We start from the raw sequence: 16,403 nt of genomic DNA, 5'->3' as shown, positions 1-16,403 counted from the left end.
GGCCTGACCCGACCGGCGCCTGGCTGCGGAGGGCGTAGGCACACGACCCTCTACGGCCCTGCACGCGTTCCCCCAGGTCAACCCTCAATTCCGGGCTCACGTGTGACTACCAACTGCGGAACCCGGGCGAAAGCGACGATCGTCAACTACTACACCTCGACCGAGGCGGCCCCGGCGCAGACCGTGATGATCGTGGACCCAGAGCGGCCCGCGTCGGTGGGACGGCCCTCGTCGGGCGGCGATCTCAAGATCGTCCGTGGGGACGGGCGGGCGGCGGGCATCGGGGAGCAGGGCGAGGTATGGCTGCGCTCGCCCGCCGGGACCCGTGCGTACTACCGGGACCGGAGGCTGACCGACGACATCTTCCGCGACGGCTGGGTGCGCATGGGCGACGTCGGCTACCTCGACCGGGACGGCTACCTCTACCTCGTCGACCGCGAGAGCGACGTCATCAAGTCCGGCGCGCACAAGGTGTCCACGCTCCAGGTGGAGGCACGTCGCCAGGGCAGGTAGATGTTCAGACAGGCTGGCAGGCGGTGGGCGATGCGATGGCGGCCGGAGGCTTCAGCTAGGCCAATGGCGGTGACCAGGTTGGCGCGTTGGCATCGAACCAGGCCATGGCGTCATCTCGTCCGGCGAAGCGGTCCGGGACAGCCTGGCCGGGCAGGGCGCGCAGGCCGTCGACTTCTACTCCTACGGCCGGGCCGCCCCGTGCTCGACCGCATCCCGCACGCGCTCAGCTGATCTCCTCCGTCATGCGAGGGCCGGCCGCGGAGGCGGAGGGCGCCGGGCAACCTCACCCTGATCGAGCTGGCGGCCTGGGAATGGATCCGCCGTCCGCCTCCGCCTGGGCACGCAACTGGCGGGCGTGCCCGGCCATCAGGTCCGCGCCGAGGTTCTCTAGGGCCGATGCCGCTGCTTCCAGGAGTGAGGCGGCCTCATTGGGGCGGCCGAGCGCGATAAGAGCCTCCCCTTCCGCGATCTTTGCGAGATTCTCGCCGCGCTGATCACTCAACTCCATAAAGCAGGAGCCGGCCCGGGTAGCGAGCCGGAGAGCCTCATCCGGGCTGCCCTCCGCCACAGTGATCCGCGCTTCCCAGTAGAGCAGCCAGGCGGTGCCGTAAGGGTCGTCGCTGCCGAGCGCCTTGATGGCCTCGTCAACGGCAGACCGCGCGGTGGACTGGTCACCGTGCTGCAACGCCACGCCGACCAGGCGGCCCAGGATGTTGGCGATCGAGGTTCCTCTGCCATGCCGCTTGACGAGTGCCATCGCGCGGTTGAGGTGATCGATCGCCTCGGCGTACCTGCCCAAAGTGCCCAGCCCGGTGCCGAGGTCGCGGAGCGCGGCGGCCATGAGCAGGTCGTCCTGGAGGCGTTCCGCGGCGTCCACCGCGCGGCGGCACGTCGCCACGGCCTCTTCCAGCTCGCCCGCGTGATAGAGGCAAAACCCGAGCATGCCCAGACCGTGCGCCAGCTCATAAGGCATCTCGAGCCGGTCGAACACCTCCACGCACTGCCTAACGCCGGCAGTGGCCTCCGCGAGCAATCCTTGGCTGAATATTTGGTGGTTGCGATGGTACTCGGCCCGCCACCCCACGCCCTCATCGCCTGCGGCGAGCGCCGCGTCCCTGATCAGTGCGAGAAGCCGGATCACCTTCCCCCGGCCCACGTAGACGTCGAGGTAGTCAATGATGAGGCCGAGCAGGGCGGCGGCCTCCGTGTGCCAGCCGCGAGCGCAGGCCCGCTCGATGGCGTCGAGCAACTGCCTGTGCTCGGCGAGGAGCCACTCCTGCGGCACGCGTGACAACTCGCGCAGTTGGCTCTCCGAAAGCGTGTGCCGCGCCTCATACGGGACCGGGCGCAGCCCGTCTAAGGCTGCGGTCGCGTCGCCGGTGTGATAGCAGACGCGAGCGAGCGCCAGGAGCGCCTCCAGAAGGCGGCGTTCGGCGGCGCGGACGAAGGCGGGGTCGTCGCCCGCGAGCAGCTCCCGCGCGTACACGGTCAGCAGGTCGTGCAGACGGTAGCGCGGCTCGCCGGTGATGTCGGTCCCGGCGGCCTCCAGCAAGTTCGCCCTCAGCAGTTGATCGATCAATGGCTCCGCGTCCGGGACGCCCGCCACCACGCCGAGTGACCATGCGGCGAAGTCACCTCCGTTGAACAGTCCGGCGTGGCGGAACGCCGTCGCGACTTCCTCGGGGAGGGCGGCATAGCTGATGTCGAGGCTGGGACGCACGGAGAGGTCACCGCTCGCCAGCTCGTCCAGCCGCCGTGTCTCGTCCCGAAGCCGGGCGGCGAGCCGTGCCAGCGCCCAGTTGGGCCGCACGGCCAGCCGCGCGCCGGCGATGCGCAGCGCGAGGGGAAGCTGCCCGCAGGCGGCGCCGATGCTGTCGGCGGCCTGTGGCTCCCGTGCGATGCGGGCGTGGCCGGCCAGCCGTCCCAGCAGCTCCCGAGTCTCGTCCCTGGTGAGGGCGCCCACTTGCATCACATCCGCGCCCGGCAGCCCCGCCAGCTGCTGCCGGCTCGTGAGGAGGACTGCGCATCCGGCCTCGCCTGGCAGCAGGGGGAGGATCTGGGCGATGTTTGCCACGTCGTCGAGCAGCAGCAGGATCCGGCGTCCGGCGAGGCGGGCACGCATGGCCGAGGTCCGCTGGTCCAGGGCTTCGGGAATCGCGGCGGGCTTGACGCCCGTCATCTGCAGCAGCTCGGCCAGCACCTCGGCGGGCTTGCGCGGGCGCGAGGGCGATGCGCCGTCGAGGCGCACGTACAGTCGGCCATCGGGAAACCGATCAGTGAGCCGGTGGGCGAGCTGCAGTGCAAGCGCGGACTTGCCGACGCCGGGCGGGCCGCAGACCGCCAGGATCCGCGGGCCGCTGACGCTCTGCTGGGCCAGCAGGTCCAGCCCGGCCGCCATCGCCTCCGCGCGGCCGACGAAGTCGGCCACGCCGGGTGGGAGCTGGTTCAGCGCCTGCCACTCCGCCGACCGCTGGGCGTCCTCGCTCGTAACCTCGCCGGAGGGTCCGTGAGCCAAGATCTCCGCGGTCGCTCTGTCACCCGGCAACGGAGGCGTGAGCTGGCCGGACGGGGTCTGAAGGTCGGGATCACCGGAGAGCATGCGCTCGTGCAGCCAGCGCAACTCCTCCGCTGGATCAAGGCCCAGCTCTTCGCGGAGCAATCCGGCGATGGTCCGGTAGCTCTCTAAAGCCTCCGCTTGGCGGCCGGAACGGTAGAGGGTCAGCATGAGCTGGGCCCAGAGCCGTTCGCGCAGCGGATGGGCGTTCGTCGCCGCGGTCAGCTCTGTGATGATCTCGCTGTGCAGACCGAGCAGGAGGCAGAGATCGAACCAGCGCTCCAGGGCTCCGATGTGCTTTTCGGTGAGCGAGGGGACGTGGTCGCGGTGGATCGTTTCCGATGGCACGTTGGCGAGGACGGGGCCCCGCCACAGCGACAACGCCTGCCGTAGGAGATCGGCCTCCCGAGCGGCGGCACCGTCGCGGGCCGCCTGCGCGGCACGGTCGAGGAGATCAAAGAACCGCAGGACATCAAGGCTCTCCTGATCGGCCCTCATGAGGTAGCCCTGATCTCGTGTCTCAATGAGGTGTGAGCCCTCGGCGCCGAGGCTGCGCCGCAGCCGTGTGATGTGCGTTTGAACCGATGATCGCGCGTTGACGGGGCTCTTCCCGTCCCACATGGTGGCGGCGAGTTGACCGAGTGACACGTACGTGTTCGCGTGCAGGAGCAGGGTCGCCAGGGCGATGCGCTGCTTGGGAGCGGAAATCGAGACCGGCCTCTCCGCGCTGGCCACGTCAAGCGCACCCAGAACACCGAATCGCAACCCTGCTCCGCTCTTCATGGCCACGATTGTGTCAAGACTCGGGGTGACGACGATCAGCGTTTCCGGTGACCAAAGCTCAAGACATCTTGCGAAGTCGCGTTTTCGGGGTCGGCCAACGAGGTCCTGCGTATCATCAAGGCGCTGATTCGCACGCTCCGTGCGAACACCATTGCCGAACGTGGATGGGTACGTCCGGCGCGGATGCACCGATCGGCTACTGATCTACGGTGAAATTCACCTCCTTCACCCGCTGACGGATCATCAGCTGCACTACAACGGTAGTTTCGCACCACCAGCACCAGAGTCACCGCGTTTCACGGAACAAGGCGGACGAGGACCTGTGTGCCGCGCCCCGTCTGGTACCAGAACATGACGTTCTGCGCGTGGAGGGTCCTTGTCGCCACGGCGTGTCGGGGTCCGGAACAGCATGGCGAGCCTGACGAAGTGCCCAGAAGCGTCCAGTGATAGGCAACCGCTCGACGCGATCCCGCCTCGCATGGACAATCGCGACGGAAGATTCGCCGCGTGACCCTGGCCGAGGAGTTGCATTTCGGCCGCACCGCCGAGCGCCTGCGCGTGTCCACTGCCCGGATCAGCTAAACGATCGCCAAGCTGGAGCGCCGAACTGGAATGCCGTTGTTCACCCGCACCAGCCGCCGGGTGGAGTTGACCGCAGTGGGCCGGCAGCTGTACGAGGAGGTTCGGCCCGCCTGGGACCAGATCGCCGCGGCGTTCGCGCGGGCGATCGACACCGGGCGCGGCCTGACCGGCACCCTGCGGGTGGCCTTCGTCGGCGCGGCGGGCGGGCAGCTGCTCGTCGGGGCCGCCGAGTTGTTCCGCCGTCGCCTGCCGGAGTGCGATGTTCGGCTCCGCGAAGCGCAGATGGTCGATCTGATGCCCTGGCTGCGCGATGGCCAGGTCGATCTTGCGCTCGGCACGTTCCCCATCGACGAGCCGGACATCGTCACCGGTCCGGTGCTGATGTCCGAAATGCGCATGCTCGCCGTGCCGTCCCAGCATCCCTTCGCCCGCCGTACGTCGGTCGCGCTCGACGATCTGGCCAGGGTGAAGCTCCTCCAGCTACCGGACACCCTGCCCGTCTCGCTGCGAGAAGACCGAACTCCCCGTGCCACTCCCGCGGGACGGCCGATCGAGCCCTGCCCCTCGGCCTCGACGTTCAACGAGATGCTCACCCTCATCGGCGCCGGCCACGGCGCCTTCCCCGTCGGCGCCCAGGCCACGCGCTACTACGCACGCCCCGACGTCGCCTACATCCCCATCAGCGACGCCCCGCCACTGCGATGGGGCCTGCTGTGGCGGACCGACGGCGCCACCGTTCGGGTCCGCGCCTTCGCCGAGGCCGCTCACGACTTGGTCACCTCCTCCTGAACGGCGGTATCCGCCGTTCGGTGGACTCTTCGGTGCGAGGACTGACTCGCTGATCATCTCTGCACGTTCACGTCGTCGAGCGGGTGGCGAACGTGATCACGCTACGCGCTCGAGTTCGAGCAGAGGCGGGGAACTGCCCGTGCTGTGGGCACGCCTCGGCTCGGGTGCACGACCGTTACGTCCGGCGGTTGGCCGACATCGCACTCGCTGGCAGTCCAGACGGTGCTCGCCTTGACTACCCGCGTCCGAGTGGTGGATCAGTCCCGGCTCGACCGGCCGGCCGATGCGCTCGCGCCGCCACAGGGCCATGTCCAGGGCGTCCAGCACCAGGCCGGCGCGCTTGGACACCGAGGCCGCCCAGCCGGCGATCGCCCAGGAGTACACGTCGACGACGAAGGCGTAGACGATGCCGCACCAGGCGTGCACGTAGGTGAAGTCGGCGACCCAGACCGTGTTCGGCCGCGGTGCGGAAAAGTCCCGCTTTACCAGGTCTGCCGCCATCGAGCAGGCTGGTCAGCGGCTCGGCGACGGTGATGTGTCCCAGTCGGCGGTCGAGCACGTCGGTTGGGGATGATGGCACGCCAACGCGTTCCTGTTCTTGGTCGACTGGCGTGGAAACGAAGTGATCATGAGGGGTCGCCGTTTGTCATCTGCAGCCCTGATTGCGCGGCGAGGCAAGGCGTGAAGCCTCACGTGACCCGTTCAGGGTGCTCGAGGGCGATCGGCCATATGTCTCCCTGTAGAGGCTGGCGAAGCGGCCCAGATGCGTGAAACCCCAACGCATGGCCACTTCCGTGACAGTGGTCTGACCACCTGTCTGGGCGATGCGTACCAGGTCGGCATGGGCATGCGCCAGTCGTACCTGGCGCAGGTAGGCGAGAGGCGTAGTTTGCAGGTGATTGCGAAAATCGTGTTGCAGGGTGCGGACGCTGACCCTGGCCGCTGCGGCGATGTCTCGCAGGGAGACGCATTCATCCGCGTGTTCCTCACAGTAGATCTGCGCTCGCCGCAACGCAGCTGGACTGGACGCGGCGTCAGGCTCGCCAAGGATGGATGAGTAGTCGTGCGGCTGCGAGTCCAGAAGGGTGTGCAGCAGAAATTGCTCGAAGTGATGCCCGGCGAAGGGCGAGGCCATGAACGGTAGCCTGTCGAACACGCTCATCAGCGACAACATGGTGAGGACCCCGCTGAAAGCGCTGTCACAGGTAATAGCCGGCCGGAAACGGGGGGCTTGCTTCGGAGGATCGCCCAGATAGTCGGCGAGTGTCCGCTCGACCAGCGCCGAGGGAACCTGGATGATCAATAACGTGTGGTCGACGCTCCACCACATGTCGGACCTCTCTTGGGGCCCCACGATGACCGACGGCGCGTCGATATACTCGCCTTCGACTTTCACCTCTACCGCGCCTCTCAGCGGAAAATAGATATTGTAGAAGTCCGGGGCCTCCGGGACGGCGACACGGATCTCGGCTCCGTACGAGAGGATACGCACGCCGATGTTGCCTTCGTACAGCTCCTTGTAGCAGCCCCCTGCCGGATATTCCTTGATGACCTCGACGGTGTGCGGCCATGAGGTGCGGGACACGAAGTCTCGTATTTTTTGGAAATCGCCCGTAAAATGACCTTTGGGCGTCATGAAACTGATCCTCCTGACGTTACATCGAATGCTTCCAGGCAGTCCTCCGGCCGGGCGTTGGAGGGGCATCTTCGCCCCAGCCGACGAGGACGTACGGGACGATCAGCAGGATTGCGACGAGCTACGGTCGATGTGTTGGCACCGCCCCTTCACCCAGTCCGGATGTCGAGGAATCTGCACAGCATCTCGGCCCGGGGCTCCACGGCGTCGAGCTCAGCCGACGACGGCGGCGTAAACAGCTCGACGTGGATCTCGTCGGCACGCAGGCTGGGCGAGGTGTTTTGTCGGGTTCCCATGCGCCTGATGCGGCGATGCGCTCGATGCACCGGGAGAACATATGGCCGCCGCTGTTCCACTATGAGTACCTCAATATTAGAACTCTTGTTCGCATCCAAGGGGACTTAGGTGAGGCTGATCGCTTCAAGGCCCCTCCGGGTTACTCATATTTCTGCCACTCGTTGTCGTTCTGGCGTTGTTTCGCTGTCGTCTGGTTGACTTGCAGCCCCAGGCATCCTTCATCAGCGGGTCCTCTCGCGGGACGCGGCCACCATGACGTCCGCGAGCGGTGAGGGCGCAGACCAAGGCAGGCTCTGGCCGACCCCCTTAACAGGCGACCTTCAAGTACCTCGAACTCCGCGTCCCCGTCGCGGAAATATGAAATCGTTTCGGCATGGGGACACGGTTTGGTGTTCTGGGCGCGCTTGAGGTGATGCGCGACGGGGTTCCGGTGGCCGTGCCGGCGCTCAAACAGCGAATTGCCCTGGCAACCTTGCTCCTGCAGGCGAACCAGCATGTATCGCTCGATCAGCTCGCCGAACGGATGTGGGACGGCCGGGAGGCTCCGGACGATGCGCGCGGGGCCGTTCAGACACACATCGGCAGATTGCGGCGTACTCTGCTCCAGGGCCGGAGCGTTCTCGCCCCGTGAGACAAGAGCAGGCCTGGACGAGTGCAGACACGGCAGCTGTAGATCGTTGATTGGGTCGGCGGGGTAACGTGATGGAAGCTGCTGTCACCTCATTCCATCACTTTATGGCGGACCGCTGCCCGATATTGATGACGTCGCCGCCATCAGGACCAGCGCAGGATGTGGTCGGGGTCGATGTCTTGCCGAGGGCGCGGAAGGACACGGCAGCACAGGGAGGTTTCACCAGTTCACGGCATTTTTGTCTGATAGAGGGTTCCGATCGGGAGGGCCACATGGCATTCAGAGACTTCGAGAGTGGTGAGGGTTGGCTCCCGCCAACCGCACGCCTCGTCCGGGATTCGGGCATGGTGCTGTTCATCGAGTCACATCGCTTCGAAACCAAGAGCGAAGTGAGGGCCTATGCCTGGGGATGGTTTGAACGGGCTTTCTCACCCTCCCAGTGCGTCCTCCACGTTGGCCAACGCACTGATCTGGACCCCGCCCAGGACGCAGACCTTCTTGCACAGCTGGAGGAATACCCCGAAGACACATGGATCGCCTATGGTGTCGCCTACAGGTTCGGCTTCCCTCCTCGCCCTGAGTGTGATGACTTCAACAACGGCGAGGCCTACCGGCGCCGTCTCCAGGCTGCATCAAATCTTGACTGACACAGCAGGTGTAGATCAAAATCTTGAGGCCGACCTGTGCCAGGATGCCGGTAGGCATGCGAACGGCCATCGGCATCATGATCGTTCGTGACAACAAATCCAGATGCGGTGGCCGCAGGGCGCACCCAGGGCCAATGCGTTCTCATGTTGTGAAACCGAGTAGCTGAAGGCCGTCGACGGGGTGGCTGCGGTAGTGGTCGGTGGCGGCGGCAATGTTGGTCCAGCCGATCAGGCGGGCCAGGCCGATGGCCAGGTTGCGGAGGCCGGCCATGATCCGGGGTGCGGTGCCGGTCCGGACGCGGGAGGCGTCTTCGCGGTAGGTGACGTCGCGGATGTGGTGCAGGGCTTCGATGCTCCAGTGACCGCGGATCAGCGCGGCGAGCTGGGCGTGGGTGATCCGGCCTGGTGGGAGGCTGGTGACGGCGTAGATCGTGACGATGGTGGTCTTGCCGGTGCGGTGGTCGGTGCGGCGGCGTTTGACCTGGATCGCCTGGGCGGCGTGCGGGAAGGGCAGCCCGGGGCGGACGGTGCAGATCTTCATGCGGCGGATCTCGCGGCGGCCGTGTCCTTGCTCGTCGGTGCGGTCGTTGAGGATCGCCTCGCGCCAGGGCAGGGCCTTGAGCCGGTTCAGGAGCGTGGGTTGGTTGCCCTTGACGATGAACAGGTAGTGACCTCTCGCCTCGACGATCTGCCGGGCGTGGGCGTGCTGAGTGTGCAGAGCGTCGGCGGTGATCACCACGCTCGACAGATCCAGCCCGGACAGCAGAGGTGTGAACAAGGGAATCTCGTTACTCTTGGCCTCGACCTGCCGCTGGGCCACGACGATCTGGGTGTCGTGGCGGGTGGCGGCCAGCAGGTGGACCGTGCCGTCTGGGGTGCGGCTGCCGCGCAGGGTCTTGCCGTCCACGGCCAGGCCGGCGAGTTCGATCCGGGCTGAGGGTCGGCTGCTCGTGGCGGCGGCTGGGGCACAAGCAGCCAGCGAGGCCAGATAGGTGCAGGTGGCGGTATCGAAGGCGTCGCCGTCCAGGCGGGCGAGCAGCCGTCCCAGGGTGCTGGCGGCCAGCCGTGGCGTGCCGGGTAAGCCGGCTCGGGCGCGCAAGTCTGGGTCGTATCCGGCGATGAACCGGGTGATCTTCGTGAGAGATGTTGCTCCGCCGAGTACGGCGAGCAGGGATAACGCCAGCAGCGGGCCGAGCCGGTAACGGCGCCCCCGGCGGCTGCGCGGGTCGGGGACGGCGTTCAGAACTTCGGCCAGGGTCGGCAGATCGAGCGGATCGGTCAGCGGGTCGGCGACGGTGACGTGCTCCAGGTGGCGGGCGAGCACGTCGATCGGGGATGATGGCACGCGAACGCGGCCCCTGTTCTTGATCGACTGGCGTAGACACCCAACGATCATGAGGGGTCGCGTTTGTCATCTACGGCCCGGGGTGCCCTCAACCACCCGCCGTCTCAGGCCCTTGTGCGTCCCACCAACCGAGAACGCTTCAGCCCTGTACTCTGCTCGACCGCAGCGACGACCAGCAGCTGATCCACACCCGGGAGGAGGGATATGTCCTCAAGCTCGCGGTGGAGGACCTTGACGTCGCCGTCTTTCTTGATCTCGTCGGCCGTGCCAGGCGAGCAGGTCAGGCCGGAGACGACAGGGGTGAGGCCGATCTGCTCCAGCGGTCGCTGGCATTGTGGCGAGGTCCTGCCCTGGTCGACGTGCCGTCGGCGTCGTTGCATCGTGATCACGTTCTCGTGCTCAACGAGCAGCGGGTGCAAGCGCTGGAGCGCTGGTTCGACCTCGGGCTTCGGACAGGCCGTTATGACGAGATGATCGTGGAGCTCAAAGCGGCCACGGCGGCGCACCCGTTGCGCGAGCGCTTGTGGGCTCAGCTCATGCTCGCACTGCATAGGTCCGGCCATCAGGCCGAAGCGCTCCAGGTCTACCACACGGTCGGCAACCTGCTCCGTCAGGAGCTGGGCGTCGATCCCGGTGGGGAGTTACGGAAACTGCATCACGACATCCTCACCGGCGATCCCGCCCTGCTGGTTCCGCCCGCCTTGAGCAGTGTGGCCACCGCCCCGGAACGGCTGAAGATCGTAACCGCACAACCGTCACGAGCAGCCGTGTCCGTCTCTCCCCTCTCGACCGCGCCTCCTCGACAGCTGCCCGCCGACATCGTGCACTTCACGGGTCGACGCGCCCAGTTGGAGAAGCTGCGCGAGCTGCTGGCCGCCTCCGACGGTCACGCGTTGCGGCCGGTGTTGATCGGCGGCACTGGCGGAATGGGAAAGACTGCGCTGGCAGTTCATTGGGCGCACATGATCCAAGGCCGGTTCCCGGACGGCCAGCTGTACCTCGATCTACGCGGTTTCGGGCCCGGTGCGCCGGTCGAGCCCGCCGCCGCTCTGGAGATGCTGCTACGTGCGTTGGATGTCGCGCCCGAGCGGCTCTCGACAGAGCTGGACGCGCGCTCGGCATTGCTGCGGACGTTGCTGGCCGACCGGCGAATGCTGATCCTCCTCGACAACGCCCGCGACGAGGCGCAGGTCCGCCCTCTGCTGCCCGGCGCACAGTCGCTGGTGCTGATCACCAGCCGCAATCAGCTGCGCGGACTGGCCGCACGAGAAGGCGCTTTCCGCATCACCCTCGATGCCTTCTCGCCAGATGAAACCCATTCCCTCCTCCTCGCACTCCTGAACGAAGAGTGTCTCCGCGCCGCTCCGCAGGCGGAGACGGAACTCGGCGAACTATGCTCCCGTCTCCCACTGGCACTGAGCATCGCGGCGGCCAACCTCGGTGCCAACCCACACCTGAGCTTGACCGACTACGTGAGCGAGCTACGCGAGGGCAACCGGCTGGCCGCCCTGGAAACCGGCAGTGATCAAGCAGCCGCCGTGCGTGCGACCTTCGACCTGTCCTACACCGCCCTGCCCGATTCACAGCGCAGGTTGTTTCGTCTGCTCGGCCTGCTGCCCGGCACGGACTTCACCGCAGCCGCCACGGCCGCGGTGGCCGGCTGCTCCACAGCCGAGGCAAGACGAGAGTTGGACAGGCTCGCCACCTACCACTTGATCCGCCCGCATAGCCCCGGCCGCTACACCTTCCATGACCTCCTACGCCTCTACGCCGCCGAGCACGCCCACTCCGACGAACCCCCCAGCGAGCTGCTGGAGGCCCAGCGGCGCTTGTACGACTGGTATCTGCACAGCGTGCTCGCCGCCGCTCAATTGCTCCACCCCCATTGGGTACGGCTGCCGCCGCCACCGCTCACCAGTACCGTCCGGCCCGCGGCCTTCGACAGTCAGGAATCCGCTGCTGCCTGGCTGGAGGCTGAACACGCCAACCTCGTCGCAATGATCCGCCACGCGCATCAGCACGGTCCCGCCGAGATGGTGTGGCGGCTGACGGACGCGCTGCGCGGCCACTTCTGGGTGAGTAGGCACCTTGACGATTGGCTCGCCTGCGCCCAAGCCGCCCTTACCGTCGCCGAGGCCGAAGGCACGCGCACGGCCCAAGCAGTGATCCAGCTGAGCCTGGCCGACGCCTACACGCATCAGGACCGGCCCGGGGAGGCGATGGAGGGGTACGCCCGTGCACTGTCTCTCACCGAGGAGATCGGATGGCTGGACTGCCAGGCTTCCGCCCTCGGCGGGCTTTCCAACGCGTACCTGCGCCTGGGACATCTTCTTGAAGCGGTCGAACACCTCGACAGAGCTCTCGAGCTGTCCCGGCAGACCGGTCGCAAGCGCGGTCAAGAGGCCTACCTGAATAACTTGGCGAACGCCCACCACCTGCTCGGACGGCTGGAGCTGGCCCTTGACCACCTCAATCAGGCCCTAGAGCTCACCACCAACCATTCCACCGCCTTGATCTGCACCGTGGGTGCGGTCCACCACAGCCTGGGACGGCTCGACGAGGCGGTCCAGTATCTCAACGAAGGTGTTCTTCTCAGCCGCCAGCGCGGTGACCACGGCGTCGAGCTGGAAGGCCTGGTCGTGCTGGCAGCCGCGCGCCGGGATCTCGGGCACCACGCCGAGGCGTTCGAGCTCGGCGGCAAGGCCCTTGTGATGAGTCATGACTTGGGCGATCATCTCCTGCGAGCGGGTGCCTTGAATGTCGTCGGCACGCTTCATCACGATCTCGGCCGCTACCGCGAGGCACTCGAACTCCACCAGCAGGCACTCGACGCGGCGATGCAGGGAGGCAACCGCCATTCCGAGGTCATGAGCCTGATCGGTCTGGCCAACGCCGCCAGAGGCCTTGGCCGCTATCTCGACGCCGCCACATACGCCGAACGTGCCTACGCGATCGCCCGCGACCGCTCATTCCGCATGCTCCAAGGGCTCGCGCTGACCGCGCTCGCAGAGACCAGCACCGCCCGCGCAGCACCGTCCGAAGCCGCAACTCAGGCCAAGCGGGCTCTCGAACTACACCGCGCGACCGGCCACCGCCTCGGTGAAGCAAGGGCTCTGCGGGTGCTCGGCGATGCCCTGTACGAAGAGGAGAGCGCCGATGCCGCGGTGCCGTGCTGGCGGGAAGCGGTCACCCTCTTCTCCGCGGTTGGCAGCCCCGAAGCTGCCGAAGTCAGCTCCCTCATCAACGGGGTGGCTCTCGGCACTCGGCACAGTGCGCGCGGATGAGACGAGCCAGACCGATGGGAGTGGCGGGCATATCGATGGCCATCATCGCACGGAGCGGATCAAGTCCACGTCCAGGTTCAGTAGGTTGGCCACCGCGAAGAACACGCTGTGGGAGGCCTCGCCGCGGGCGTCGGCGCTCACCAGCAGATCCATCGCCCGATAGGCCTGGTCGGTATCCATTGTCGGCAGGCCAGGAACGGCCACCGTGTGGCTCCCCAGTCCGTGGCCGCCAGCTTGGAGGACGGGGCGATGGCCCGGTTGGCCACCAGGGCGAAGATGATCCGTTCGATGTCGGTGCGGAACCGGCGTGGCCTCATGTGCCCACGAACTGCGGAACTCGGGCGAGAAGGCGCCTGACTTTGTCGAGTGGGTGGACTGCCGGCCCTCGCCGCGGCCGGTAATTGAGACGCCATCTCCGACCTCCGTTGGAACTGCGTCAACACGGCGGAACGCGTGGAAGCTCCGCCACGGTGGCGAGTGACCTCACAGACGGTCGTGAGATCACCGGTCGGACGACAAATTGCACGCCCGCGACGCGCGGCCTGTTCCGGAAACGATCGCCCAGTATCCGGATCGCGCCGCAGGCCGCTCACTTACCGGATAGTCCGGCATCCCAGCTCTCCGTACGATCCACCGCAGGAGACCGAGAGACACGAGCATTAGGAGAAAAAGTGCGCAAGACCGTTCTCGCCCTGGCCGCGACTTTAGCGTTCACCGGGGCTGGACTCGCGTTCGCCGCCGCTCCGGCGAGCGCCGAGAACCGCGACTTCTCAGCCGACAACCGCGACTTCTCGGTAGAGAACCGCGATTATTCGATTCCCGCCGCCCCTGACTCCCGCCATTGGGTCAACGGCACCAACGCCTCTGACTCCCGCCATTGGGCGAACGGCGGAGGCGTGTCCACGGCATCCATGAAGTTCGGATAAGCCGCAGAAACTGAGGTTCTGCCGTGCTCTGCCTCGTAGCCGGGCTGATTCTGGGTGGCGCTTGACGGCGTCGTCGTCCGGACCGAGGTGTCGCCGGCGAAGCCGGGCTTCCCAAGTCGTCCGCTCTGAACAAAGGCGGACGACGCGGGCGCGCCGGAGACCGGTCCGCTCCTGCTCGCTTGCTCGCGCCGCCAGGCCGGCCTGCTCGCACTCCCGCACAAGGTCGGCAACGTGCCGACGGCCTGGCAGACCCTCATCGGGCCTGGCGGGCCATCCGGGGCACGATGAACGGGGTCTTCGTCGCGGCGAGCGATCTCGGCGAGCCAGGCACTGGGCCGCCTATGCCAGCAAGGCGCTGTCGGCGAAACCGCCACGCAAACCGCTGCTTCTGGCTCACCAGTTCGCCACGTCGAATGCGCTCGCGCTCGTCCCTTCCCGGCTGCACCCACACGATCGTCATGGGTGAGGTGATCTCGAAGAAGCGCGGCGGAATACGCGCTGGACACCTTCGAGACGCGCTGGCACCCGCTGCTTCGTATGACGCTGGCACGCTGCGGTTAGTCCACGGCCCCGGCATGTTGTGGATTTGACGGGGTTGGGCGCGCGATGCACGGTCGAACGCGGTTGTCGCCACGGGTAAAAACTGGCCCATTCCAGGCGTGAGAAGGGGCACGATTCCTCAAGATCGAGGTTTCCACACCGAAGATCTGCGGGAGGAACCGTGCCCACTGCTGCCCTATCATTGCCGCACCGCCCTGCCGAGGAGGGCATGTTCGCCGAGGTGGCACAGTCGGACGGTGTCGGCGGTGGACTTATGGCCCGGTTTCGGGCGGTGCATGACTCCCGGGCGGCGTACAACACGCTGCACTCGCTGGAATCGATTTTGGCGGTGGCTACGTACGGCACGGCGACGGTGGGTGGGAACACCGTGACGGGCATCAGCCACTGGGCCGACGACGCCCCGCAGGAACTGCTGGCGGTGCTGGGGTGCCGACGTGATCCGTGGACCGGGTTGCACCGAGCACCCAGCGAGCGGACCCTGCGCCGGGTACTGGCCGGGGTCGATGGTGACGAGCTGGACCGGCAAACCTGCCGCTATCTGGGCGGGCAGGCCGCGATCGGCGAGTTCGGCGAGTTCGGCGAGGGCCAGGCATCCGAGCGGTGTGTGGAGACAGCAGAGATCGAGGACGTTGCAGCGCATCTGCGGGTGGGCATGGGCGTGGAACGCGAGACGCGCCGGGCTCGGCAGCGGGCACGGCAGCGGCCGGATCCAGCGGGGGTGCTGGCTGGCGGGGCCGCCGACGGCAAGGCGCTTCGGGGAGCCCGCCACGGCGAGGAGCACGGGCCGCAGTTGCTGTCGCTGCTGCATCACACCCGTGGGGTGGTCTTGGGCCAGCGGCGGATCGCCGACAAGACCAGCGAGGTCCCTGAGTTGGCGCCGCTGCTGCTCGACGCTCTGGCCTGCGGCGATATCGCGGTCGTCACCGTCGATGCGCTCCATACCGTCCGTGAGACAGCTCGGCATCTCAGCGAGGACCTCGGCCTCTACTACGTCATGATCTTGAAGGAGAATCAGCCGAAAGCGCTGGCGGCGGCGATGCTGGCCCTGGCCGGCGGCACTGATGCCGCACACGAGCGGGCCGCGACCGGACACACCGACCTCGACAAGGGGCACGGCCGCCGCGAACGCCGCACCATCCGCACCGCTGCGGCCGACGGGATCGACTTCCCCCATGCCGCCCAGGTCTTCCGGATCGTGCGGCAAGTCGCCGAAACCGGCGGGCCAGGGGTCAGCAAGGAGGTGGCCTACGGGATCACCAACGCACCCCCCGACGTCGCCGGACCCGCCCACCTGGGCATCTACGTCCGTCGGCACTGGACAGTGGAAAATCGCGAGCATTACGTCCGAGATCGCACCTACCGCGAAGACGAATGCCAGGCCAGAACCGGCCAGTTGCCCCACGTCCTCGCCTGCCTGCGCAACCTCGTCCTCGGCGCATTCCGCCAGAAAGACCACGCCAACATCGCTCACGCACGCAGGCACTACACCCACGTCCCCCAGCGACTCCTCGCCCTGTTCAATCTGTGACCAGACCGCTCAAACGGTCAACATGCCGGGGCCGTGGCGGTTAGTCATCATCTGCGCGAACGCGGTGAGGTGTCCTGTCAACGGACAGCGCGACCAGGCGCGGGCTGGGCTTAAGGATCTTCTTGATCGTTCAGCCTTCTCGCAGCGTCCCGTCACCCTTGATGATCAGCTCGACATTGGGGCCACCCTCGCCGCATTGACCCGGGTTCCGCAGTTGGTAGTCACACGTGAGCCCGGAATTGAGGGTTGACCTGGGGGAACGCGTGCAGGGCCGTAGAGGGTCGTGTGCCTACGCCCTCCGCAGCCAGGCGCCGGTCGGGTCAGGCC

General features: G+C 67.0%; 11 protein-coding genes and 2 pseudogenes. 7 read left to right on the top strand and 6 right to left on the bottom strand.

Annotation, left to right across the window (positions count from 1 at the left end):
- Positions 1–102: 102 nt before the first annotated feature.
- Positions 103–513 carry an AMP-binding protein gene (locus tag EJK15_RS59235; protein ID WP_240777906.1) on the top strand — a complete coding sequence of 137 codons (411 nt, stop codon included), beginning with the start codon at positions 103–105 and terminating at the stop codon, positions 511–513.
- Positions 514–796: 283 nt separating this feature from the next.
- Here EJK15_RS59235 and EJK15_RS59230 read toward each other — a convergent pair whose 3' ends face one another.
- On the bottom strand, positions 797–3,850 hold the full coding sequence (locus EJK15_RS59230; protein WP_138719188.1) for an AfsR/SARP family transcriptional regulator: 3,054 nt from the start codon (positions 3,848–3,850) through the stop codon (positions 797–799).
- A gap of 612 nt (positions 3,851–4,462) precedes the next feature.
- Between EJK15_RS59230 and EJK15_RS59225 the strand changes: the two genes are divergently transcribed.
- On the top strand, positions 4,463–5,221 hold the full coding sequence (locus EJK15_RS59225) for a LysR family substrate-binding domain-containing protein (protein ID WP_240777905.1): 759 nt from the start codon (positions 4,463–4,465) through the stop codon (positions 5,219–5,221).
- 96 nt (positions 5,222–5,317) lie between these two features.
- Here the strand turns inward: EJK15_RS59225 and EJK15_RS76845 are convergent.
- The 3 genes and pseudogenes from EJK15_RS76845 to EJK15_RS71970 form a co-directional block, all read right to left on the bottom strand.
- Positions 5,318–5,719, bottom strand: a pseudogene (locus tag EJK15_RS76845) (DDE-type integrase/transposase/recombinase); the annotation flags it as partial.
- Positions 5,720–5,867: 148 nt separating this feature from the next.
- Positions 5,868–6,857: a helix-turn-helix transcriptional regulator gene (locus EJK15_RS59215; protein ID WP_171075204.1), complete on the bottom strand. Its 990-nt coding sequence runs from the start codon at positions 6,855–6,857 to the stop codon at positions 5,868–5,870.
- Positions 6,858–7,006: 149 nt separating this feature from the next.
- Positions 7,007–7,153: a hypothetical protein gene (locus tag EJK15_RS71970; protein ID WP_171075203.1), complete on the bottom strand. Its 147-nt coding sequence runs from the start codon at positions 7,151–7,153 to the stop codon at positions 7,007–7,009.
- Positions 7,154–7,527: 374 nt separating this feature from the next.
- Between EJK15_RS71970 and EJK15_RS59210 the strand changes: the two genes are divergently transcribed.
- Positions 7,528–7,785: an AfsR/SARP family transcriptional regulator gene (locus tag EJK15_RS59210; protein ID WP_138719185.1), complete on the top strand. Its 258-nt coding sequence runs from the start codon at positions 7,528–7,530 to the stop codon at positions 7,783–7,785.
- A gap of 272 nt (positions 7,786–8,057) precedes the next feature.
- Positions 8,058–8,432, top strand: a complete 375-nt coding sequence (locus tag EJK15_RS59205) for a hypothetical protein (RefSeq protein ID WP_138719184.1) — start codon at positions 8,058–8,060, stop codon at positions 8,430–8,432.
- A 142-nt stretch (positions 8,433–8,574) separates the two neighbouring features.
- Here EJK15_RS59205 and EJK15_RS59200 read toward each other — a convergent pair whose 3' ends face one another.
- The gene (locus EJK15_RS59200; protein WP_171075202.1) at positions 8,575–9,777 is read right to left on the bottom strand and encodes an ISAs1 family transposase; all 1,203 of its coding nucleotides are present in this window, start codon (positions 9,775–9,777) and stop codon (positions 8,575–8,577) included.
- A 221-nt stretch (positions 9,778–9,998) separates the two neighbouring features.
- Here EJK15_RS59200 and EJK15_RS59195 point away from each other — a divergent pair, with 221 nt between their 5' ends.
- Complete coding sequence (locus tag EJK15_RS59195) at positions 9,999–13,061, top strand: BTAD domain-containing putative transcriptional regulator (RefSeq protein WP_138719182.1); 3,063 nt, start codon at positions 9,999–10,001, stop codon at positions 13,059–13,061.
- Between the two features lie 57 nt (positions 13,062–13,118).
- On the opposite strand, the pseudogene EJK15_RS78155 reads toward EJK15_RS59195, so the two are convergent.
- Positions 13,119–13,378: pseudogene (locus tag EJK15_RS78155) on the bottom strand (IS1634 family transposase); the annotation flags it as partial.
- A gap of 354 nt (positions 13,379–13,732) precedes the next feature.
- Between EJK15_RS78155 and EJK15_RS59190 the strand changes: the two are divergent.
- Positions 13,733–13,987, top strand: coding sequence for a hypothetical protein (locus EJK15_RS59190; protein WP_138719181.1), 255 nt, complete (start codon positions 13,733–13,735; stop codon positions 13,985–13,987).
- A gap of 769 nt (positions 13,988–14,756) precedes the next feature.
- A complete protein-coding gene (locus tag EJK15_RS59185; RefSeq protein ID WP_138719180.1) occupies positions 14,757–16,076 on the top strand; it encodes an ISAs1 family transposase in 1,320 nt (439 codons plus the stop codon).
- Positions 16,077–16,403: the final 327 nt, after the last annotated feature.

Origin of the sequence: Nonomuraea basaltis (assembly GCF_005893125.1) — a bacterium.
Lineage (GTDB): Bacteria > Actinomycetota > Actinomycetes > Streptosporangiales > Streptosporangiaceae > Nonomuraea > Nonomuraea basaltis.
The sequence above is the reverse complement of the archived record's forward strand: the minus strand, read 5'-3'. Positions and strand labels throughout refer to the sequence as shown.